Source organism: Rhodoferax antarcticus ANT.BR (genome assembly GCF_001938565.1).
GTDB classification, from domain to species: domain Bacteria; phylum Pseudomonadota; class Gammaproteobacteria; order Burkholderiales; family Burkholderiaceae_C; genus Rhodoferax; species Rhodoferax antarcticus.
Genome location: NZ_MSYM01000013.1, coordinates 62,053 through 82,496 on the forward strand (window position 1 = coordinate 62,053; position 20,444 = coordinate 82,496).

Sequence of the window (20,444 nt, forward strand, 5' to 3'; positions counted from 1 at the left end):
GTGTACATCCAGAGGCTGTTGAAGAAGGCACGATTTTAGGTCAGCGCGGTGCGGGTGTCATGCCGACAGATGTGCCAGACGTGCGGGTGCTGTGCGCGGAGGATGTGCCGGTGCTGTGCGGGGAACGAGCCGGTAGCGTGCCGGTAGCGTGCCAGCGTCAGGCTGGCGCCTTGGGCGGCAGCACGCCAGCGGCGCGCAGTTTGTCTTTTTTACTCGGCCGCAGGCCTTTCACGCCGCCATTGCCCATGCCAGCGGGTGCATCGGCAGAGGTGGAGACCGGCGGTGCCACGTCTTGCGCCTCGAAACCGGGCACGCTTTCGAGTTCAAGTTGAACCTGCTGGCGTTTTTCGATCAGCCGCCAATGGGCCTGCGTGCTGCTGCTGACAAAACTCAGTGCCAGACCGGGCTCGCCGGCGCGCCCGGTGCGGCCAATGCGGTGGGTGTAGTCCTGGGTGGAGCGTGGTAGATCAAAGTTCACCACCACCGGCAAGCCAACGATGTCCAGCCCGCGCGCCGCCACGTCTGTGGCTACCACCACTTGCAGCCGCTCCAATTTGAAGTCGGTCAGCACCTGCGTGCGTTTGCCCTGGCTGAGTTCGCCATGGAAGGGCTCCGCGGTCAGGCCGCCCTTGCGCAGCTTGTCGGCGACGATCTCGGCGGCGAATTTGGTCGCCACAAACACCAGGGCGCGCGGCCAGGCGTGCTGTTGCATCAGCTGGCGCAGCAGCTGGGTGCGCTTGGCCGTGTCGACCGCGATGGCGCGTTGGATGATTTCCATCGGCTGCTGCTGGGCGGCATCCACCTCAACCCGCACGGGGTCGTGCAGCAGGGTGTTGGCCAGTGCGGTCACGCCAGGGCTGAAAGTCGCCGAGAAAAACAGGTTTTGCCGCTGGGCGGGCAACTGCATCAGCACTTGGGCCAGCTCATCGGCAAAGCCCAGGTCAAGCATACGGTCCGCCTCGTCGAGCACCAGAAGGGCTACCGCATCCAACTTTAGGGCGTTGTGCGCCACCAAGTCCAGCAGCCGCCCAGGCGTGGCCACCACCACGTCGGTGCCGCCGCGCAGGCTCATCATTTGCGGGTTGATGGACACGCCGCCAAAAAACACCGACACCTTCACGCGCTGCGGCAGCTTCTGCGCCAGCGCCTGGATTACTTCGCCCACTTGCGCGGCCAGTTCGCGCGTGGGCACCAGCACCAGCGCTTGGGGTTGGCGCACCCGGCGGGTGTTGGGTTGCAGGCGTTGCAGCAGCGGCAGGGCAAACGCCAGGGTTTTGCCAGAACCTGTTTGCGCAGAGCTTAGCAAATCGCGCCCAGCCAGCGCTGGCGCAATGGCCTCCTGCTGGATCGGTGTGGGGCGGCTGTGGCCGAGTTGCGCCACGGCAGCCAGCAAGGCGGGCGAGAGGCCCAGGGAAGAAAAAGTCATGGTGTGGTTAAAGGTCAAAGGTCAAAAGCGGGTTGCGCGTCAAGGAAAATGCGTGCTGAGCGGCAGGTGTAACACAACCAGCGCGCGACCTGGCGGCACTGGTAGAGGCTGGCCGCATAATCGTTACCCTGAGAATTCTGCTGGTGCGCGCTGCCACCCCGTGTGCGCAGCAATGGGTTACCAAGGTGGCCGTTGGCCAGCAGGATTCAAATTGATGCAAAGGACACCGTGAAAAAAACATTCAAAATCAACATCGAAGGCAAAAACCGCGACCGCGTGCTGGAAGCCACCAAGCATGAAATCCGCCAGTACATGAAGCGTGAGCGCAACAAGGCGCTGACCGAAGGCGTGGATTTTTGGGACTTTGACTGCCGTTTTGGCCTGAGCGAGGAAGCCGCTGCCAGCGCGCATCCCGCCAACATAACCGCGCTGATTGACGCTGCCGCTCAGGATGGTGCACAGGCGTTTTATCTGGAACTCGTTGCCAAGCCGGGCGTTCGCCAGCCGCGTGGCGAGGCGCCCGAGGCCACCGAGGCACCGCAATAGCTCTCGCTGCCCAAGCCGCCACAAGAAAAAACCCGCACAGGCTTTTGCCGATGCGGGTTTTTGTATGTTGGCGACGGGTGATTCGCGATCCTGTGCGCGTTCAACCGCGCCCCTACCTTCAAACTTTCAGACGATGTCAGATCATTGCGACGGCATTTCGGATATGGCTCGTGAACGAAAATGGCGCTTTCAAACCATTTGATCTGTGAAAAAACTGCTCCTGCCATTAACCTCCCTCCTGAGCGGTGTCGCGCTGCTGGTGTTGGGCACCGGCTTACTCTTTGCGGTGATCGGTGCGCAGGCGGCAGCGGCAAACTTTTCGGTGTTGGTCACCGGCCTGATCAACTCAGGCTACTTTGCCGGCTTTGTGTTTGGCACCTACGCGTGTCCGCAAATCATACGAAGGTTTGGACATATTCGCGCTTTTGCCGCGATGGCATCGGTGGCGTCAACCTTGCCCTTATTGCACGCGCTTTGGCTCAATGCGGGGTTTTGGGCGGCCCTGCGCTTCACCAATGGCGTTTGCCTGGTCGGCTTGTACATTGTGGTGGAGAGCTGGCTCAATGTGGTGGCCCCCAGTTCACACCGGGGCAAGGTGTTTGCGGCCTACATGGCGGTCAGCGGGGTGGCCATGGCACTTGGGCAATGGCTGATTCTGGTGGGTGACCGCTTTGGTTTTGTGCCCTTTGCCATGGTGTCCATTCTGTTTTCGTTTGCCTTGTTGCCGATCACGCTGACGCCGGTCAACGAGCCCGAGCCGATGCCTGTGCCCAAACTGGGTTTGCTCAAGCTGTATGCCACCTCTCCCATCGGTGTCATTGGCGCGGTAGCGTCCGGCTTGTTAACGGGCGCGTTCTACAGCCTGGGCCATGTGTTTGGTGAGCGTGTGGGCTTGAGCGAAGTGGGCATTGCGACGTTTATGGCGGCGACCATTCTTGGCGGTGCCGCCTTTCAGTGGCCGGTGGGGCATTTATCTGATCAGAACGATCGGCGCTGGGTATTGTTTGGTGTCTGCGTGAGTGGCGTGGTGGTAGCGATGCTGGGGTTCTACTGGGCATTGGCGGCACCCTGGGCACTGATTCTGCTGGGTATTATTTATGGCGGCTTGACTTTCACCATCTATGGTTTGTCGGTGGCGCATGTCAACGACTTGATCAGCCGGGATCGGGTGCTGGAGGTGACCGGCGGCTTGCTGCTGCTGCACGGTGTTGGTGCCACGCTGGGACCCGCCTTGGCCGGTGGGTTCATGGATTGGCTTGGACCGGGCAGTTTGCTGCTGTACTTCGCGGGTGTGTTGGCACTGTTGGCCGTGGCCGTGTGGCGCCTGATTCGCCTGCTGCCGCTGAACCGTGGGGAACCAGGGCAAAAGGATGCTTATGTGGTCATGGGCGCCGGATCGCAGGCCGTTCTCAAACTGGACCCACGCGGCCCGGAAGATGAAGCGGCTCCACCGTGAGCGACCCAGTACAGCAGGAGATCCGCGGATCCATAGACCGGTTCAAACTACAGGAGTCACGACAAATGCAAGCGCACAATTATCTCGTGCCCCGGACCATGGTTGGCATGCAACTGACGGAATTTGGTGGCCCGGAAAAACTGGTTTATCGAACCGACCTGGCTGTGCCAGAGCCGCTGGCAGGTGAGGTGATGGTTCAGGTTGGAGCCTGTGGCATCAACAACACCGATATCTGGACGCGGGAGGGGGCTTATGGCGCGGGCGCTGAAGGTGGTTGGCGTGGGTCCGACTTTGATCCATCAGGACAAGGCGCATTTTCTGGATGCCTGGGGCATGGACGCCATCGTCTACCGAGGCGACCCAAATCCGGCGCAGACGATCTCACAGCAATTGGGCCAGCGCACGGTTGAAAATCGTGGCGTTTGTCGAGCAAGGCCGATTGCAGCCGCTGCTCTTTGGCACTTACCGGCTTCAACAGGTGGCTCTGGCGCAGCTAGATTTCAAGGGCAAAGCGCACTTTGGAAAACTGGTCGTTGTTGCGTGAGACGACCTTCTGCTAAAATACATTTGTTCAAATATATCTTTGAATCCGTTTGACGAATCGAAAGCTTGGCGCTTTCATTGTCAAGTCCGGGTGCACGGGCGCTTCGGATTTTCTCGATTTCATCAGGACTACAACATGCACCATTCCCTCAAGAAATCTTCGACCCTGACACTCGTCTTTGCCGCGTTTGTCACCACGCTACCGCTAGTGGCTTCGGCCCAATCCTGTGGCAGAGTGACCGTTGCCAATATGAACTGGCAGTCTGCCGAAGTGCTGGCGAACATTGACGACATTATTCTGACCGAGGGCTACGGTTGTGAGGTTGAACTGGTTCCGGGTGACACCATGCCCACACTCACCGCCATGATAGAAAAGGGCAAGCCTGACGTGGCCCCTGAGGCATGGATCAATGCCGTGCGCCTGCCGCTGGATGCCGCCGTCAAGGAAGGTCGACTGCACTACGCCGCCCGTTCTTTGCAAGATGGGGGGGCTGAGGGTTGGTGGATTCCCAAGTATGTGGCCGATGCCAATCCGGGCATCAAGACCATTGACGACGCGCTGAAGCATCCGGAGATATTCCCTTCCGCCGAGGCCAAGGGCAAAGGTGCCGTGCACAACTGCCCATCTGGCTGGAATTGCCAGTTGACCACGGGCAACGCCTTCAAGGCGTGGGATGCCAAAGCCAAGGGTTTCTTGCTGGTGGATACCGGATCAGCGGCTGGCTTGGACGGCTCTATTGCCAAGGCCAACGAGCGCAAGCAGGGTTGGCTGGGCTACTACTGGGCACCGACTGCCATCCTCGGTAAATACCCGATGGTGAAGCTCGACGCCGGTGTGCCCTTCGACAAAAATGCCTTCGAGACCTGCAACACGAAAGCGGACTGCGACCACCCGACCAAAACGGACTGGGCCAAGTCCGAGGTCTTCACCGTTGTGACGGACAAATTCAAGAAAACGGGTAGCCCCGCTTTGGCGTACCTGAACAAAAGAACCTGGGGCAACGACACGGTGAACCAGCTGCTGTCCTGGATGAACGAGAACCAAGCCACCGGTGCCGATGGCGCACGCCATTTCCTCAAGACCCAGCCGGAACTGTGGACCACCTGGGTCAGCCCGGAAGTTGCGCAAAAGGTCAAGGCCAGCCTTTGATGGCCAGCGATTGGCTTGACGAATTTCCGTCCATGGGTGCTGACCAGCTCAGCGCCTTGAGGCGGACGATTGACGGCGCATTCCGGTCTTTTTCGCGGGAGTACGGCGAGGCTGTTGAAAACCTCTTTAACCCGTTGCGGGAATTTTTAATTGCATCTGAGCGTCTGCTGACCCAGTCGCCCTGGCCGCTGGTGCTGGGCGGAATTGTCTTGGTGGCGTGGCTAGCATCGCGGTCCCGAAGAATCGTTCTGGGCACCATTCTGACGCTGCTGCTGATCGGCTACTTTGGCATGTGGGACGACACCATGAAGACCATTTCGATGATCTTTGTGTGTACCGTTGTCGCATTGGCCGTGGGTTTGCCCATTGGCGTTGCCATGAGCCACTGGGACCGCTTGCAGCGTGTTATCAACCCGGGGCTTGACGTGATGCAGACCATGCCCAGCTTCGTCTATCTGATCCCGGTGGTGATGCTGCTGGGCATTGGCCGCGTGGCAGGCATGATCGCCGTGGTTGTGTATGCCATTCCCCCAGTCATCCGCTTCACCAACCTAGGGATCCGACTGGTTGATCGAGATCTGCTTGAAGCAGCTGATGCCTTTGGCTCAGCCACATGGCAAAAGATGTTTCACGTGCAGTTGCCGCTGGCCTTGCCAACTATCATGGCTGGCATCAACCAGACCATCATGCTGTCACTGGCAATGGTGGTGGTGGCCTCCATGATCGGGGTGCAAGGCTTGGGCCAACCCGTGCTGAAGGCGATTGCCAACCAGTATTTCACCATGGGCATGTTCAACGGCCTGGCGATCGTCGGCATTGCCATCATCTTTGACCGGGTGTCACAGACCTACGGCAAACGCTTGCAAAAGCATCTGGAGGTTGTACATGGTTGAGGCAGCTACACCGCTCGTCGGCGTAGCCGTCAAGAACTTGTACAAGATATTTGGCCCGACTCCAGAGAAGTTCCTGCAGCCTGTGCGTGATGGCATGAGCAAGCAGGAGCTCCGCGATACCCACGGCCATGTTCTTGGGCTGCGCGATATTTCAATCGACATGCCTGCAGGCGCCATTCAGGTGGTCATGGGGCTTTCCGGGTCTGGCAAAAGCACCTTGATTCGACACATCAACCGCCTGATTGATCCCACCGCGGGTGAGATATGGGTTGGCGCAGACGATGTGGTGCAGATGTCTGCGCGTCGTCTGCTGCGCTTTCGGCGCGAGCGCACCGCCATGGTATTTCAGAAATTTGCCTTGTTTCCCCACATGACGGTGGTAGAAAATGCCGCCTTCGGATTGCAGATCCAGCACATCAGTCCAAAAAAGCGGCACGCCTGCGCGATGCGTTGGGTCGAGCGCGTCGGGCTCAAGGGCTATGAAGACAACTACCCGAACCAGTTGTCTGGTGGTATGCAGCAGCGCGTGGGGCTGGCGAGGGCACTCGCCAACGATGCCCCCATTTTGTTGATGGATGAGGCTTTTTCTGCGCTGGACCCGTTGATTCGTGGCGACATGCAGTCGGTGCTGCTGGATCTGCAGCAGGAGTTGAGCAAAACCATTGTGTTCATCACCCATGATCTGGACGAAGCCCTGCGCCTGGGGGATCGCATCGCGATTTTGCGTGACGGCGAAGTGGTGCAGCAAGGCACAGGCCAGCAAATTGTGTTGCAGCCCGCCAACGACTACATCAGCAGCTTTGTCAAAGATGTCAATCGCGGACGGGTCATCCGCTGCCGCACACTCATGAAAACGGGTGCGCCAGTTCAGGGGCCGGAAGTGGATGCCAGCATGGTCATCGAGGAGGCTGCCCGGCTACTCAGCGGCGTCGGCCAGGAGGCGGCGAACGTGGTCAGCAGCAAGGGCAGGCACTTGGGGACGCTGTCGATGGCCGACATCATCGCCGCCATGGTGCCACCGAACGTGGAAAGTTCGACCCAGCCAACGCCGCTGTCGTAGGGTCGGTGTGCATCAACCCTGGCAACGCTCGACTGCCTTGGACAGAGTTCGGCGAAGCCAGGAGAGCTTGCGTTGGCGCTGGGTCTTGGTTGGTGTCGGGTCGGAAAACGGTCTGATATCCGCCACCAGATCGTCAAAGTAAGGCACTGGAAAAGCAGAAAGCCAGCTACTTATTAGATAGCAGGCTTTCTTGTTTCGTCGGACGTTTAATCTTGGTGGTGATAGGTGGATTTGAACCACCGACATCAGCATTATGAATGCTGCGCTCTAACCAGCTGAGCTATATCACCACAGAGGCGAAAGTATAACGGCTCGCACTGCAAAAACTTTAAGCGCCTTTATTTTTGTGCTGAACTCAACGAACGGATCTGTGTTGTGAGAGGTTCCGGTGCCGCAAACCAGGCGCCTTCACCGGCCCGGTTCAGTTACCTCACTGGTGGGTGAACACGGCCTTGCGTTTGTTCACAAAGGCGTCCATGCCTTCCTTTTGATCCGTCGTGGCAAACAAGGCGTGAAACAGGCGGCGCTCGAAATGGAGGCCGTCATTCAAACTGCCTTCAAACGCCTGGTTGACCGACTCCTTGGCGGCCATCACGGCAATTTGTGAGTACTCACTGATCATCAGCGCGGCGCCCAGCGTTTCTTCCATCAGTTTGTCCAGCGGCACCACGCGGCTGACCAACCCCGCGCGCTCGGCTTCCACTGCGTCCATCGTGCGGCCGGTGAGGGCCATGTCCATGGCCTTGGCTTTGCCTACCGCGCGCGGCAGGCGCTGCGTGCCGCCTGCGCCGGGGATGATGCCCAGCTTGATCTCGGGCTGGCCAAAGCGGGCGTTGTCTGCGGCAATGATGAAGTCGCACATCATGGCCAGTTCGCAGCCGCCGCCCAGTGCAAAGCCGCTCACGGCGGCAATCACGGGCTTGCGAACCGCGCGAATTTGTTCCCAGTTGCGGGTGATGAAGTCGCCTTTGTACACGTCGGCAAAGCTGTAGGTGGCCATGGCGCCAATGTCGGCCCCTGCAGCAAAGGCTTTTTCGCTGCCGGTGAGGATCATGCAGCCAATGGCGGGGTCGGCATCAAAGGCTTTGAGTGCCTCGCCCAGCTCGGTCATGAGCTGGTCGTTCAGCGCATTGAGTTGCTTGGGTCGGTTCAGGGTGATGATGCCGATCTTGTCGGCTTCAGTACGCACGGTGATGAGTTCGTAGGTCATGGTGTTTCCGGTTGTAAGTGATGGATATGTTCAGTTTGTAAACCAAAGCCATTTTGTCGCCAAGCCTCAAATACCGTTACAGCCACTGCGTTGGATAAATTCAGGCTGCGCTGGCCTGCCACCATCGGCAGCTTGATGGCGGTGGTGGGGGTGAAAGACTGGCGGACCGTCTGGCTTAAGCCTTTGGTCTCAGAACCAAACACCAGATAGTCACCGGGGTGAAAGCTCACCTCAAAAACGTTGTGGGTGGCTTTGGTGGTGAGCGCAAAAAGGCGCTCCGTGGGCGGGTTTTCGGTGCCCAGAAACGCCGCCCAGTCGGCGTGGCGTTTGACGGTGGCGTATTCGTGGTAGTCCAGCCCGGCGCGGCGCATATGTTTGTCGTCCATCGAAAACCCCAGCGGCTCCACCAAGTGCAGGGTACAGCCGGTGTTGGCGGCCAGGCGGATGACGTTGCCGGTGTTGGGCGGGATTTCGGGCTCAACCAGGACGATGTGAAACATAGGTGGCATTGTCGCGCAGGCGCTTGGGCCATTGCGGGGGCACCTGCCCCCGACTTGAGCCAGCGAACTTGACCCACCTAAAGGGCCCGCCTGGCGGGTGCTAACAAGGCTACTCAGTGCGGGCAATCACCAACCCGGTCACCTTTGCGACCCCCGCTGCTTTGAGCACCCGCGCTGCGGTGTAGAGCGACGTGCCGGTGGTCATCACATCGTCCACCAGCACGACTCGCTTGCCGCGCAACACATCCGCCAGCAGGGGTTCTACGGCAAACGCATGGTCCAGCGCAGTCAGGCGTTCGGCGCGTTTGAGCGTGTGCTGCGCGGGCGTGTCTTGAATGCGCAGCAGTAGATCAAAGCGGGTTTTGGCTGGCTCCAGGGCGCGCGCCAGCAGCAGGGCCTGGTTGTAGCCGCGGTCTTTCAGCTTTTCAACGGACAGGGGCAGGGGCAGCAGCAGGTCGGCATCTTCCAGCGCCGGTTCTACCCACGGCGTGGCGCGCAGTAGCGTGGCAAAACTACGCACTAGGCCGGGTTCGGAATGAAATTTGTAGTGCGCTATCAAAGTAGACCAAGGGTAAGCATAAGAAACGGCGGCCAGACAGCGGTCTAGCGGCGGCGCGCTTTTGAGGCAGGCGCCGCAGTGGCGCGGGTTGCCGGGGTGCGCCGCGGCTAAGGGCAGGGCGCAGGTCAGGCAGCGTGGCTGCGGCTGGGCAAACTGGTTGACGCAGGCTTCGCACACCGGCTGCGATGGCCAGCTGTGGCACACCCGGCATTGGCTGGGCAGCCGGGGCAGGCCCAGACGCTGTGGCAACGCCCCCGACAACAGCTTGGTGAACATCGGGTCAATATACTCCCCAGACGCCGCTCCAAAGCCCCAAATTTTCAGATGTCAGCTTCCACGCCCCCCCCCACCATTGACCCGCTTGCCGCCCAACGCTGGCAGCAGATGCCTGCCACTGAGTCGCCCTGGCTGCATGAAGAGGTCGCGCGGCGCATGCAGGAGCGGCTGGACTGGATCAAGACCCAGCCCAGCAGTTGGGTGCATTGGCAGCCGATGCTGGGCGGCCTGCAGGCGCACAGTTTGCTGGCGCAGCGCTACCCAAAAGCTGCCTGCACGGTGCTGGAGGCTTCCAATGCTGGTGTGCAACTCGCATCGAAGGCGCTGATGGCGCCGCGCTGGAAGCCGCAAGCCTGGCTGCAGCCCAAGACCAGCGTGGTCCAAAGGGTCGATCAACCCGCGCAGATGCTGTGGTCCAACATGGCGCTGCACATGGCCGCCGACCCGCAGGCGCTGATGGCGCAGTGGCAGGAAGCGCTGCAGGTGGATGGCTTTCTGATGTTTTCCTGCCTTGGCCCCGACACGCTCAAAGAGCTGCAAACGCTCTACCAAACGCTGGGCTGGCCCGCGCACGCGCATGCGTTTACCGACATGCACGACTGGGGCGACATGCTGATGACCGCCGGGTTTGCCGAGCCGGTGATGGACATGGAACGCATCACGCTCACCTTTGAGTCGCCCGAGCGCCTGCTGCAAGAGCTGCGCGGCTTGGGGCGCAACCTGCACACCGGGCGTTTTTCCGCCCTGCGGGGGCGTGGCTGGCACCGGCAACTGCTGCAGGCGCTGGCGCAACAGCCCTTGCAATTGACCTTTGAGGTGATTTACGGTCACGCTTTCAAGCCCGCGCCGCGCTTGTCGGTGGCGGCACACAGCGAGATCAGTCTGGACAACATGCGTGCTGCGCTGGCACGCGGTCGGGCCAAGCCGGGTTAGCGCCACACGGCAGCGGCGCTACCTGGCCTGCGCCAAAATGGCGCGTTTGGGCTGCTGCACGCTGACGCGGATCGCTCTGCACGCCCGCACTTAAGCCATTTACTGCAGCGTATGATCACATGCTTGAACAAACGAAGCGCTCTTCAAAAAATAGCTACTAGCGCAATATTCATATGGGCTGCAAGCCAATTAGCCGCATGTGATCAGGACGCTCTGAAGTTCACCGCCATCAACATCACCGGTGCCAGTTACGGCCGTGACTTTGCCCTGACCGACCACAATGGCCAGCCGCGCACGCTGGCAGATTTTCGCGGCAAGATCGTGATGGTGTTCTTTGGTTACACCCAGTGTCCGGACGTGTGCCCCACCTCCATGACCGAGATGGTCGCCATCAAGCAGTTGCTAGGGCCTGATGGCGACAAGCTGCAGGGCCTGTTCGTCACCGTGGACCCCGAGCGCGATCAGCCCGAGATGCTTAAGGCCTATATGGCGGCTTTTGACCCCAGCTTTCTGGCGCTCTACACCACGCCCGAGAAGACCGCCGCCTTGGCCAAGGATTTCAAGGTGTACTTTAAGAAAGTGCCCGGCCCCGCGCCCACCAGCTACACCGTTGACCACACTGCGGGCAGCTACGTGTATGACACCCAAGGCAAGCTGCGGCTGTTCACTCGCTACGGCACCGCGCCAGAAAAAACCGCTGCTGACATTCATTTGCTACTGAAAAACGCCACCTAGCTACTATTGATATAGGAGCTACTGACGCTTTATCTACAAGGGCTGAAGGCCTAAGAGGCATATAAACGTAACCAGACACCAGACACCAGACACCAGACACCTTGCCCCTGCTCTGAGGCGCTGGGCGGCCGGCAGTCAGTCAGCCAGTCAGCCAGTCAGCCAGATCAGTTACTGGTTGCTGATACCCAGCGTTTTGATCACGCCGCCAAACAGCGCGGTGTCAGAGGTGATGCGGTTGGCCAGGCCCTCGGGCGATGAGCCCACCACCTGCCAGCCCTGCTGGAAAAGTTTTTCCCGCACCTCGGGCGAGCGGGCAATCTCGCTGATCAGCTTGGAGAGTTTGGCCACGATCGGGGCTGGCATGGTTTTAGGTGCCGCCACCGCGTTCCAGATCTCCAAGTTGAAATTGGCCACACCGGCTTCACTCATGCTGGGGAGTTCCGGCGCCAGCGCGCTGCGCCCGCTAGAGGTGACGCCGATAGCGCGCAACTTGTCCCCTTTGACCTGCGCCAGTGCCAGCGCCGGCGGCAGCATCGACAACTGCAGCTGCCCACCGAGCATGCCACCTGCCACCTGGGCGTAGCCGGGGTAAGGCACATGCACAGCTTTCGTCCCGGTGCGCGATTGCAGCAATTCCATGCCGATGTGCCCGACTGTGCCCACGCCTGGCGAGCCATAGCTCCAGCTGTCTGCGGCCTGTTTGGCTGCTGCCAGAAACGCCCGTGCATCGGCACCGGGCGCATTTTTGGGAGCCATCAGCACCAGTGGCGACACGCCGATCAGGCTCACTGGCGCCAGGTCTTTCAAGGGGTCATAGGGCAGCTTGGGGTTGAGCAGCTTGGCGGTGGTCATGTTGCCGTTGATCATCAGGCCCAGCGTGTGGTTGTCCGTGGCCTTGGCCACGAAGTCGGCGCCAATATTGCCGCCCGCGCCCACCTTGTTTTCCACAATCACCGGTTGGCCTAGCGCTTTGGACAGCGGTTCGGCCAGGGTGCGCGCGGTCAAATCGGGCGAGGAGCCGCCGGGGAAGCCGACGATGATGCGTACCGTCTTTGTCGGCCAGTTCACTGTCTGTGAAACATTTTGGCGAAACCCCGAGTCCAGGCCGATAGCCCAAGTAGATATTGCGCTAATAGCTATAAAAAAAAGAGTATTTCGGCGTTGCAAAGAGATCATGAGGGTGCTCCGTTGAGACATAAAAAAACCCTGGGTACCAGCAAGCTGCGGCACCCAGGGTGATTATCGGCGCGCCAGGTGCGCGTCAAACCGGTGGATCAGGCAAACTCAACCAGCGACTTTTTCATCTTTTTCATGGCCGCCACTTCAATCTGGCGGATGCGCTCGGCGCTCACGCTGTAAACCGCAGCCAAGTCGTGCAGCGTCATGCCGCCGGAACTGTCGTCGTTGACTTTAAGCCAGCGTTCCTCGACGATGTGGCGGCTGCGCGCGTCCAGCGTCTCCAGCGCCAGGGCAATGCCGTCACTGGCCAGCTCGTCACGGTGCTGCGCTTCAATCATGGCGGTGGGCTCGTGGGCGGCATCGGTCAGGTACGAAATCGGGCCGTAAGCGTCTTCGCCATCGTCGCCCGGTGTCGGGTCAAGCAGCACATCACCACCGGACAGGCGCGCTTCCATCTCGATGACTTCCTCGCGCTTGACGTTTAACTGCGTTGCCATGGCGTCGATCTGGCTGTCGTTGAGCGTGTCGCGGTGCGAATCCAGATCGGCCATGGCGTCGGCGCTGCGAAAACGCTGCTTCATTGAGCGCAGGTTGAAAAACAGCTTGCGCTGCGCCTTGGTGGTGGCCACCTTGACCATGCGCCAGTTTTTCAGGATGTATTCGTGAATCTCGGCCTTGATCCAATGCAGCGCGTAGCTCACCAGACGCACGCCTTGGTCCGGGTCGAAGCGTTTCACCGCCTTCATCAGGCCCACATTGCCTTCCTGAATCAGGTCGCCATGCGCAAGGCCATAGCCCAAGTACTGACGTGCGGTAGACACCACCAGGCGCAGGTGCGAGAGCACCAGTTTTCCGGCGGCTTCCAGGTCGTTGTCGATGCGGAACTCGCGTGCAAACCGCTGCTCTTCTTCCAGGGTGAGCATCGGCATACGGTTAACGGCGGAAATGTAGGCATCCAGATTGCCCAGCGCAGGAACCAGCGCCCAGGGGTTGGCCAGGGTCAGCGCGGTGCTTGGGGTATCAGTGTGAATCGTCATGCCTGTTCTCCTATGGATGGACGGCTAAATGTTAGCACTCCCTCAGAGAGAGTGCTAATTGATAAGTTCAATGGCTTACATAGCGCAATCGAAAGTCATTTTGTCCGACAGGTTTCTATTGGTGTCTCCCTGATGTTTTGGCTATCGTGGGTTTGCGCGGTGGGACTTATGCGCCCATCAGAGTCCAGGGTGAAAACAAGCCAGCCAGTACCGGGCCGGGCGCAGGATCGCGTCGCGGTGACTGCAGCCATTGGTCAGCAACAGCGCTCAGAAGCTCTCCCAATCGTCATTGCCAGCCTTCACCGTACTGTCATGCAACAAGTTCGCCGGTTTGGTGGCTGCCTTGGCCATCACCTTCTGAGCCGGTGCAAATGCTTTAGGTGCGCTGACCACGGCGCTGGCGCGTGCGGCGGGCGCTGAGAAATCAAGCTCCTGCCCAGGCGCCAGTTTGAACACCGCCACCGTGCTCACCAGTTCCTGCGCCTGGCTTCTCAGACTCGATGCTGCTGCGGCCATCTCTTCGACCAGAGCCGCGTTTTGTTGCGTGACCTGGTCCATCTGCTGGATAGCTTCTCCAATCTGGCCAACGCCTTGACTTTGTTCGGTGCTGGCTGAGCTGATTTCACCCATGATGTCGTTGACCCGGCGGATGGAGCCAACCACTTCGGTCATGGTGGTGCCAGCCTGATCCACCAGTGTGGTGCCTTGCTCCACCCGCTCGACACTGGTACTGATGAGAGTTTTGATTTCTTTCGCGGCTTCTGCCGAGCGGCCAGCCAGGCTGCGCACTTCACTGGCCACCACCGCAAATCCGCGCCCCTGTTCACCGGCGCGGGCCGCTTCCACCGCCGCGTTCAAGGCCAGGATGTTGGTCTGGAAGGCAATGCCGTCAATGACGCTGATGATGTCGCTGATCTTGCGGCTAGATTCGTTGATGCCTTTCATGGTATTCACCACCTGGGCGACAACTTCTCCGCCTTTGACCGCAACAGCGCTGGCGTTTTGCGCCAACTGGTTGGCCTGGCGGGCGTTGTCGGCGTTTTGTTTCACGGTGGAGGAGAGTTCTTCCATGGCGGCCGCTGTTTCTTCCAGCGCGCTGGCCTGTGACTCGGTGCGGCTGGAAAGGTCCTGGTTGCCCTGAGCGATTTCGGCACAGGCGGTGGCCAGGCTCTCTGCGTTGCCACGCACATTGGCCACCACACTGCCCAGTTGGGATTGCATCTCTTGGAGGCACTGCAGCAACACACCGGTCTCATCGCGGGTGTGTACCGTCATGATGTGACTCAGATCGCCGGAGGCCACCCTGCGGGCTGCCGTCATGGCATCGCGCAGGGGAGTGGTGATGGCGCGGGTGATGAGCCACGCGATGGTGGTTCCCATCAATAACATGACCACACTCAGCACGAGCAACAACTTGGAACTGGTCTGATTCAGCGATTTGATCTCAGCGGCTCGGGTATCGATGGCTTGGCGCTGCAGTTGTTTGAAGGCGTCAAGGCCGCTCAGGTAGGCCGTAGCCTGCGGCATGTATTCCTTATTCAAGACTTCATTCGCTTCGTCTAGCTTGCTCACCTTTTTCAACTCGGTGATGCTGTCGCGGGATTGACCGTACTTTTTGCGGATCGTCGCGAGTTCTTCGAACTGCGCCTTTTCTTCGCTTGTCTCAAGCAGTTCCCCAATGGCTTTTTGAGCCTCTGAAGCACCTTTGCCGGTCGCAGTCATATCGGCTGCAAAAAAGTCTACCAGTGAACTGTCGGTGCTCTTGGCAATGGCGGAGGTACGGCGTACCGCAGCGTTGACGTAGGTCGCCCAGTCACTGGCCAAACGTTCCTTGGTCAAGGGTGCGCCCATCATGGCTTCGGTTTCTCTGGCAGTCTCTTGCAGTCGCCACAGGCCGATGCCTGTGATGACCATGGCCAGCAGCAGGATGAGCGCAAATCCAGCGGCCAGACGCTGGCCAATAGAAAGTGTGAGGTGTTTCATGTCAGCGTTTTTCAGAGAGACGGTTTGAAGGTGCCAGCCAGAGCGATGCCCGGTTGGCGTGAGCTGGATGCCTGCACCTTGAGGATGTCGATGCCATACGCCACCGATCCAAGTTGAAAATTCAGGCACTCACGCGCCGGGTTGGGTGAATATGTTGGGTTCTCAGAACCCATCTCATTTATGCATATGTCGTCTATGTTGGCTTTGCCCTCGCTGTTGCAGTAACAAGTCAAGGCTTGCCCAAAAGGAGCCCGACACTGTTGAGTTGTGATAGCAACAACGAGGGTGATAACGAGGAACACAACCCCGCTATCTTCCCTGCTGGTGGCAGGCGTCAGACAGGAGGCTTTGCGTTCTTGGCTTTCGCTCAAGTGTGCCAAACAGCGAATTTTTTTGGTTTTCCCTGAATTTGTCAATCAAATGAGCACATCTGGCACGCTGGACTGCGGCTTTTGTAGCCGCCTATCAACGGTTTGTACTCAAAGATCGGCCACATTGCCCTTGTAGTCAGATCATTGCCCTGCCAGCTGGATACTCCAAAAGGTCAAAAAGCCACCAAACAAGACCAGCGTCGAGATGGGTTTCGCCTCCGGCGGCAAAACCTGCGCCGATGATGAAGCCATCAGTCGCTACATCAATAAAGGTCGCCAGCAGCAGCCCGGTGCTCAAGCCCTTAACGGCACCCGAGATGCTGGTGGCGTGCTCCATGCGCAGCGTCCACAACTTTAGCGCGTACATGAACAAGCTGCCCAGCGCAAACGAGCCCGCCAGAACCAGACCGGGCGCATGTGCCCGGCTGATCTCGGGCAACAGCTCGACCGCCAGTGCAGCCAGAACGACACCGGCTGCAAAGTGCTGAATCAGGCTGCGAGCAGTGTGGCTTGGCGTCCAGAAAGCCGCCAGAATTCCGCCCGCTAGGGCAATCACGGCTGGAATGCCCATGATCAGAAATTGATGTGTGTTCATTTGTTTTTATAGCGGGTATGGCATCAATCGTCGTGTTCGCCGCCACGCTCGCCACCGCCTTCACGGCCGCCTTTGATGTCGTGTTTGTTGCCACTGCGGTGGCATTCGACGCAGTTCTCGTATTTGCTAATACCTTCCTTGATATGTTCTCGGCGGATGTTGTCCGGCGTGTGTTCATGGCAGCCGTAGCAAGTGGACTGGCTGTAGTCATTGCGCACATGGCACGTTGCACAAGGGGCGTTGTGGTCGCGGTCGAGCACAAAGAACTTGTTGTGGTCAAAGGTGGCCGGGGTCCATTTCTGCTGTGTATGGCATGACTGGCAATTGCCGGTGACTTGCTTGTGCAGCGAGTCGGTGGGCGTTTTGTGGCAGGTCTGGCATTGCGTCAAGGTGGTTTGCTTGAGCAGGCTGTGGTCAAACTGACGCTGCCGGGCAAAACGCTTCACCCCTGCATGGTCACTGTGACAGGCCACGCAGTCCTGGCTTTTGAGGTCCTGGTGAAAAGCAGCCTTGGTGCTGGGCATGGTGAGCGCCAGGCCCGTGGTGGTCAGGCGGCCAATGTCGGCTGGCTTGTGACACGTGGCGCACTTGTCGGAACTGGCGCCGGTGAAGACGGCGTGGCAGGCAAAGCAGTCGCCCTCCAGGGCTTTGTGGCCGGGGATCAGTTTGCCTGGCCCGACCATCAAATTAGGGTAAATGAAGGTCAGCGCGGCCAGAATGACCAGGTTGACGGCCAGCAGGATCTTGACGATTTTGCTCATACCCAACCCCAGAACATGAAGACGCTGAGGATGTGCCCTAGCGCGATCACCATGAACACGATGTAAATCGGGATGTGCACCTTGCGCCACTGGTTCATGATGTACAGCGCGACAGCGTCCCAGAACACGGCTTGTTCAACCTCGGGTTTGGACATGCCGCGCAGTTGGAGCTGCTCGCGCTGGTCTTGCACAAGCGCACGCGCCCGTTTGAGCAACATGCGGCCCACCAGACCACTGACCACATTGACACTCATGGCCACAGTGGCCAGCCACGGCAGGATGGCGTTGAAGTGAACGCCTGCGTGGATCAGGATCATTAACGAGCCCAGCCAGGCGCTGAACTCGTGCATGCGCAGCAGCGTGACCGGGTTGCCCGAGGTAACGATCTTGCGCTTGCGCAGCGAGTAATAGAACGAGACGATGATCAGCACGGTGCCCAAAATGCCCAGGTAACGGCCCACCCACACCAGGTTCAACCGATGCAGCAGGTAGTCTCCTGACAAGCTGGCTGCCGCCAGCACACCCAGCAACAAGCCAAAGGGTAAAACGTGGTCGCGCCACAGTGATCGGTTCATTTAAAGCTCCAGCGTCAAAGGCGTTTTGGGCGTGCAGACGCACATCAGGCAGTTGCCCGGATCGGGGTCAAAGTCCGGGGCTTGGGCGTAGCTCACTTCACCGTGCCGAATGCTGGTTTGGCAACTGCCGCAACTCCCGGCACGGCAACCTGAGTCCACCGCAATGCCAAGGGTCTCAGCAAAAGCCAGCAAATTGCCGCTGCCCGGTTGCCACGCCTCCTGTCTGCCGGATTTCGCAAAAGTCACCATCACGGCGGTGTCTGCGCTCGGCGCTGGCGCGGCAGCACCAGGCGCCAACGCTGCACTTTTGCGTTTCACGCAAGCTGGGCCAAAGGCTTCAAAGTGAATGCGTGCGTCGGGCACCCCCCAGTCCTCCAGCGCCGGGACCAGGCTGGCCAACATCGGCGTCGGGCCGCACAGATAGAAGTGATAGGGCTTCAGTGGCAGCAGACGGCGCAGAAGATCTATGTCAACGCGGCCTTGATGCTGGTATTTGCTGCCGAGCGCAGTGCCCTTGTCGGTGTCACTGAGGCAGAAGTAAAGGTGGAAGTTGCTGTGCAGGTCTGCCAGGGCTTCCAAGTGCGCGTGTGCCATCAGCTCCTGGTCATGGCGTGCGCCATAAAACAGCCAGACTTCGCGCTCTGGCCGCTCAGCGATGCACCAGTTCACCATGCTCAGCATCGGTGTGATGCCGATGCCGCCGCCCAGCAGTACCACCGGTGCATCACTGTGGTCGATATGAAAATGCCCTGCAGGCGCACGCACCTGTAAAAGGCTGTCCAGGTGCACTAGGTCGTGGAAAAAATTCGATGAACGCCCGGGTGGATGAGCGCTGTTGGGTGGTGCAGGTGCGCGTTTGATTGATATGCGGTAACCGTTGGAGCGCGGTCCGTCCGAGAGCGAATAACAGCGTGTGATGGACTCAGTGCCGCCCTGGAGTGAGGCAATAGCCAACCGAAAGGTCAGGTACTGACCCGGCATGAAGGCGGGTAGCGGCTGGCCGTCTTGCGGTGCTAGATGAAACGAACAAATGTCCTGGCTGGCGTTCTCCATCACTTTGTGGGTCACCTTGAAGGCGCGCCAGCCAGCCCAAGCGGCAGCCACCGGCCCGGAGTCGACCGGGTCGTCGTTAAGTTTGCCGGGCAGGCCAGCATCAATGACCGTGGTGCGTAACGCCTCGTAAGTCTGCCAATGCCGCCAAAAGCCGATGGTCATGTAGATGGCCAGTTGCAGCAGGATGGCACCAACAATCCAGAGCAGCAGATGGAGCGAGGTCATGTGACCGCCCTTTGGGCTTGCCAGGCCCCAGCCTCAGATGTGAGAAACACGTTGCGTCCCTTTTTCTTGTCGAATTGACAAAAGTTTAGGCTTGCTGTCTTAAGTAACTCTTAACACCATCAGGGGCAAGCGCGGTGGCGCCGTGGCACCAGTTAAGAGGGCCTAAGGTATGCCTGCGAACATCGGCCCCGAAAAAACAAACTGTCTCCACCATGATTTCTGATCTGCCAACCCGCTTACTGACACCGAAACGATTGTTATGGGCCTCCATTGCGGTGGCGGTAATCACCATCACCTTGAAAACGCTGGCTTGGTACGTCACGGATTGCGTGGGTTTGTTATCCGACGCGATGGAGTCGTTTGTCAATCTGGCCAGTGCTGTTTTCGCTCTGCTGATGGTGACCATTGCGCAGCGACCGGCTGACGAGGAGCACCCCTACGGCCACCACAAGGCGGAATATTTTTCGTCCGGCTTCGAAGGAATTTGGATTGTCGGCGTGGCGTTCGGCATCATCTGGGCGGCAACGTCGAGGTTATTTGATCCACAGCCGCTACAGGATCTGGCTGGGGCCTGGCTTTGTCGGTACTGAGCTGCGCACTCAACGGGTTGCTGGCCTGGGTGATGTTCAGCGCCGCAAAGCAGCACCGGTCGATTGCAGTGGAGGCCGACGCCAGGCACCTGCTCACCGATGTCTGGACTTCGGTAGGTGTGGTGGTGGGTCTGGTAGGCGTGGCCATGACGGGCTGGCTTTGGCTGGACGCGTTGGCGGCTATTGGGGTGGCGCTGAATATTCTCTGGGAAGGTGGCCACCTGGTGTGGCGCTCAGCGCAAGGCTTGACGGATGAAGCGGTCGAACCCGAGGTTCTAACGCAAATTCAACAGACGATGGCGTCCTTTGACCAGCAAACCATCCGGTTTGACCATGTCATGACGCGTCGCTGCGGCCAGCGCCGCTTCGTGGATCTGCACATGCATATGCCGTCGGGCTGGAAGCTGGGGCGCGCTGCGGCTGTCAGAACCGAGGTAGAGCAGGCGCTCATGCAGGCGGTGCCCGGTCTGAGCGCCACCATTCAACTGTTACCCACCGAAGTGACGTGCAATGTTCACCGCAAAAATTCTGACCCAGACGGCCCTAGGCAGGGTGATTGGGTTATGCGACCGGGCTTCAGGGTGAAAGGCGCGCGCCGACAGCTACGGGCGTACTGATTCATCCGTTTTGCGTGTGATTTCACCCCGAAGCCGCATGCGCATAACCCAGTCGCCATGCCGGGTTTGACATGAAGCATCACGAATGACGAATGAAGCATTGATTTCGAGAGCAACCACAACACTTTGAATCGCCCCCTGAATCCACCGCACAGACCAGGGGTTTTCTGG

General features: G+C 59.3%; 20 protein-coding genes, 1 tRNA gene, 1 pseudogene and 1 riboswitch. Of the genes and pseudogenes, 9 read left to right on the forward strand and 13 right to left on the reverse strand.

Annotated elements, in window-relative coordinates; translation table 11 throughout:
* Positions 1-157 precede the first annotated feature (157 nt).
* On the reverse strand, positions 158-1,426 hold the full coding sequence (locus BLL52_RS08965) for a DEAD/DEAH box helicase (protein ID WP_075587153.1): 1,269 nt from the start codon (positions 1,424-1,426) through the stop codon (positions 158-160).
* Between the two features lie 228 nt (positions 1,427-1,654).
* On the opposite strand from BLL52_RS08965, the gene BLL52_RS08970 reads away from it, so the two are divergent.
* The 6 genes from BLL52_RS08970 (at position 1,655) to BLL52_RS08995 (ending at position 7,074) form a co-directional block, all read left to right on the forward strand.
* Positions 1,655-1,972 carry a DUF6172 family protein gene (locus tag BLL52_RS08970; protein ID WP_075587154.1) on the forward strand — a complete coding sequence of 106 codons (318 nt, stop codon included), beginning with the start codon at positions 1,655-1,657 and terminating at the stop codon, positions 1,970-1,972.
* Between the two features lie 205 nt (positions 1,973-2,177).
* On the forward strand, positions 2,178-3,428 hold the full coding sequence (locus BLL52_RS08975; protein ID WP_083633873.1) for an MFS transporter: 1,251 nt from the start codon (positions 2,178-2,180) through the stop codon (positions 3,426-3,428).
* Between the two features lie 65 nt (positions 3,429-3,493).
* On the forward strand, positions 3,494-3,838 hold the full coding sequence (locus BLL52_RS21000) for an MDR/zinc-dependent alcohol dehydrogenase-like family protein (RefSeq protein ID WP_076072038.1): 345 nt from the start codon (positions 3,494-3,496) through the stop codon (positions 3,836-3,838).
* A 269-nt stretch (positions 3,839-4,107) separates the two neighbouring features.
* On the forward strand, positions 4,108-5,121 hold the full coding sequence (locus BLL52_RS08985) for an ABC transporter substrate-binding protein (protein WP_075586359.1): 1,014 nt from the start codon (positions 4,108-4,110) through the stop codon (positions 5,119-5,121).
* Positions 5,121-6,014: an ABC transporter permease gene (locus BLL52_RS08990; RefSeq protein WP_075586360.1), complete on the forward strand. Its 894-nt coding sequence runs from the start codon at positions 5,121-5,123 to the stop codon at positions 6,012-6,014. Before BLL52_RS08985 ends, BLL52_RS08990 begins: the two co-directional genes overlap by 1 nt.
* Complete coding sequence (locus BLL52_RS08995; RefSeq protein WP_075586361.1) at positions 6,007-7,074, forward strand: quaternary amine ABC transporter ATP-binding protein; 1,068 nt, start codon at positions 6,007-6,009, stop codon at positions 7,072-7,074. Before BLL52_RS08990 ends, BLL52_RS08995 begins: the two co-directional genes overlap by 8 nt.
* Positions 7,075-7,287: 213 nt before the next feature.
* On the opposite strand, the gene BLL52_RS09000 is transcribed toward BLL52_RS08995, so the two are convergent.
* The 4 genes from BLL52_RS09000 to BLL52_RS09015 all read right to left on the reverse strand — a co-directional run bounded on the left by BLL52_RS09000 (position 7,288) and on the right by BLL52_RS09015 (position 9,619).
* A tRNA-Met gene (locus BLL52_RS09000) sits at positions 7,288-7,364 on the reverse strand.
* Between the two features lie 140 nt (positions 7,365-7,504).
* Entirely contained in the window at positions 7,505-8,284 is a 780-nt protein-coding gene (locus BLL52_RS09005) for an enoyl-CoA hydratase (protein ID WP_075586362.1), read from the reverse strand.
* Complete coding sequence (gene trmL, locus BLL52_RS09010) at positions 8,281-8,784, reverse strand: tRNA (uridine(34)/cytosine(34)/5-carboxymethylaminomethyluridine(34)-2'-O)-methyltransferase TrmL (RefSeq protein WP_075586363.1); 504 nt, start codon at positions 8,782-8,784, stop codon at positions 8,281-8,283. Before trmL ends, BLL52_RS09005 begins: the two co-directional genes overlap by 4 nt.
* Before the next feature lie 109 nt (positions 8,785-8,893).
* Positions 8,894-9,619, reverse strand: a complete 726-nt coding sequence (locus BLL52_RS09015) for a ComF family protein (protein ID WP_075586364.1) — start codon at positions 9,617-9,619, stop codon at positions 8,894-8,896.
* Positions 9,620-9,667: 48 nt separating this feature from the next.
* On the opposite strand from BLL52_RS09015, the gene BLL52_RS09020 reads away from it, so the two are divergent.
* Both BLL52_RS09020 and BLL52_RS09025 read left to right on the forward strand, forming a co-directional pair.
* Positions 9,668-10,552, forward strand: a complete 885-nt coding sequence (locus tag BLL52_RS09020) for a malonyl-ACP O-methyltransferase BioC (RefSeq protein ID WP_075586365.1) — start codon at positions 9,668-9,670, stop codon at positions 10,550-10,552.
* A gap of 111 nt (positions 10,553-10,663) precedes the next feature.
* Complete coding sequence (locus tag BLL52_RS09025; protein WP_139313351.1) at positions 10,664-11,287, forward strand: SCO family protein; 624 nt, start codon at positions 10,664-10,666, stop codon at positions 11,285-11,287.
* 168 nt (positions 11,288-11,455) lie between these two features.
* On the opposite strand, the gene BLL52_RS09030 is transcribed toward BLL52_RS09025, so the two are convergent.
* The 8 genes from BLL52_RS09030 to BLL52_RS09060 form a co-directional block, all read right to left on the reverse strand.
* The gene (locus BLL52_RS09030) at positions 11,456-12,484 is read right to left on the reverse strand and encodes a Bug family tripartite tricarboxylate transporter substrate binding protein (RefSeq protein ID WP_406681407.1); all 1,029 of its coding nucleotides are present in this window, start codon (positions 12,482-12,484) and stop codon (positions 11,456-11,458) included.
* Between the two features lie 77 nt (positions 12,485-12,561).
* Entirely contained in the window at positions 12,562-13,503 is a 942-nt protein-coding gene (gene rpoH / locus BLL52_RS09035; protein WP_075586366.1) for an RNA polymerase sigma factor RpoH, read from the reverse strand.
* Positions 13,504-13,770: 267 nt separating this feature from the next.
* Entirely contained in the window at positions 13,771-15,486 is a 1,716-nt protein-coding gene (locus tag BLL52_RS09040) for a methyl-accepting chemotaxis protein (RefSeq protein ID WP_075586367.1), read from the reverse strand.
* 11 nt (positions 15,487-15,497) lie between these two features.
* Positions 15,498-15,659, reverse strand: a complete 162-nt coding sequence (locus BLL52_RS20760; RefSeq protein ID WP_156876200.1) for a hypothetical protein — start codon at positions 15,657-15,659, stop codon at positions 15,498-15,500.
* Positions 15,660-15,782: 123 nt separating this feature from the next.
* Positions 15,783-15,874: riboswitch (cyclic di-GMP riboswitch) on the reverse strand.
* 119 nt (positions 15,875-15,993) lie between these two features.
* Positions 15,994-16,452, reverse strand: a complete 459-nt coding sequence (locus BLL52_RS09045; RefSeq protein WP_198930620.1) for a ZIP family metal transporter — start codon at positions 16,450-16,452, stop codon at positions 15,994-15,996.
* Between the two features lie 23 nt (positions 16,453-16,475).
* The gene (locus tag BLL52_RS09050; RefSeq protein ID WP_075586368.1) at positions 16,476-17,213 is read right to left on the reverse strand and encodes a cytochrome c3 family protein; all 738 of its coding nucleotides are present in this window, start codon (positions 17,211-17,213) and stop codon (positions 16,476-16,478) included.
* On the reverse strand, positions 17,210-17,788 hold the full coding sequence (locus tag BLL52_RS09055) for a hypothetical protein (RefSeq protein ID WP_075586369.1): 579 nt from the start codon (positions 17,786-17,788) through the stop codon (positions 17,210-17,212). Before BLL52_RS09055 ends, BLL52_RS09050 begins: the two co-directional genes overlap by 4 nt.
* A complete protein-coding gene (locus BLL52_RS09060; RefSeq protein ID WP_075586370.1) occupies positions 17,789-19,066 on the reverse strand; it encodes a 2Fe-2S iron-sulfur cluster-binding protein in 1,278 nt (425 codons plus the stop codon).
* A 212-nt stretch (positions 19,067-19,278) separates the two neighbouring features.
* On the opposite strand from BLL52_RS09060, the pseudogene BLL52_RS09065 reads away from it, so the two are divergent.
* A pseudogene (locus BLL52_RS09065) lies at positions 19,279-20,273 on the forward strand (cation diffusion facilitator family transporter).
* The last annotated feature ends 171 nt before the right edge of the window (positions 20,274-20,444 follow it).

Excerpts from the sequence above, each read along its gene's own strand:
- BLL52_RS08965 (WP_075587153.1), bottom strand. The coding sequence starts at position 1,426 with ATGACTTTTTCTTCCCTGGGCCTCTCGCCCGCCTTGCTGGCTGCCGTG.
- BLL52_RS21000 (WP_076072038.1), top strand. The coding sequence starts at position 3,494 with ATGCAAGCGCACAATTATCTCGTGCCCCGGACCATGGTTGGCATGCAA.
- BLL52_RS08985 (WP_075586359.1), top strand. The coding sequence starts at position 4,108 with ATGCACCATTCCCTCAAGAAATCTTCGACCCTGACACTCGTCTTTGCC.
- BLL52_RS08990 (WP_075586360.1), top strand. The coding sequence starts at position 5,121 with ATGGCCAGCGATTGGCTTGACGAATTTCCGTCCATGGGTGCTGACCAG.
- BLL52_RS08995 (WP_075586361.1), top strand. The coding sequence starts at position 6,007 with ATGGTTGAGGCAGCTACACCGCTCGTCGGCGTAGCCGTCAAGAACTTG.
- BLL52_RS09005 (WP_075586362.1), bottom strand. The coding sequence starts at position 8,284 with ATGACCTACGAACTCATCACCGTGCGTACTGAAGCCGACAAGATCGGC.
- trmL (WP_075586363.1), bottom strand. The coding sequence starts at position 8,784 with ATGTTTCACATCGTCCTGGTTGAGCCCGAAATCCCGCCCAACACCGGC.
- BLL52_RS09015 (WP_075586364.1), bottom strand. The coding sequence starts at position 9,619 with ATGTTCACCAAGCTGTTGTCGGGGGCGTTGCCACAGCGTCTGGGCCTG.
- BLL52_RS09020 (WP_075586365.1), top strand. The coding sequence starts at position 9,668 with ATGTCAGCTTCCACGCCCCCCCCCACCATTGACCCGCTTGCCGCCCAA.
- BLL52_RS09025 (WP_139313351.1), top strand. The coding sequence starts at position 10,664 with ATGATCACATGCTTGAACAAACGAAGCGCTCTTCAAAAAATAGCTACT.
- BLL52_RS09030 (WP_406681407.1), bottom strand. The coding sequence starts at position 12,484 with ATGTCTCAACGGAGCACCCTCATGATCTCTTTGCAACGCCGAAATACT.
- rpoH (WP_075586366.1), bottom strand. The coding sequence starts at position 13,503 with ATGACGATTCACACTGATACCCCAAGCACCGCGCTGACCCTGGCCAAC.
- BLL52_RS09040 (WP_075586367.1), bottom strand. The coding sequence starts at position 15,486 with ATGAAACACCTCACACTTTCTATTGGCCAGCGTCTGGCCGCTGGATTT.
- BLL52_RS20760 (WP_156876200.1), bottom strand. The coding sequence starts at position 15,659 with ATGGGTTCTGAGAACCCAACATATTCACCCAACCCGGCGCGTGAGTGC.
- BLL52_RS09045 (WP_198930620.1), bottom strand. The coding sequence starts at position 16,452 with ATGAACACACATCAATTTCTGATCATGGGCATTCCAGCCGTGATTGCC.
- BLL52_RS09050 (WP_075586368.1), bottom strand. The coding sequence starts at position 17,213 with ATGAGCAAAATCGTCAAGATCCTGCTGGCCGTCAACCTGGTCATTCTG.
- BLL52_RS09055 (WP_075586369.1), bottom strand. The coding sequence starts at position 17,788 with ATGAACCGATCACTGTGGCGCGACCACGTTTTACCCTTTGGCTTGTTG.
- BLL52_RS09060 (WP_075586370.1), bottom strand. The coding sequence starts at position 19,066 with ATGACCTCGCTCCATCTGCTGCTCTGGATTGTTGGTGCCATCCTGCTG.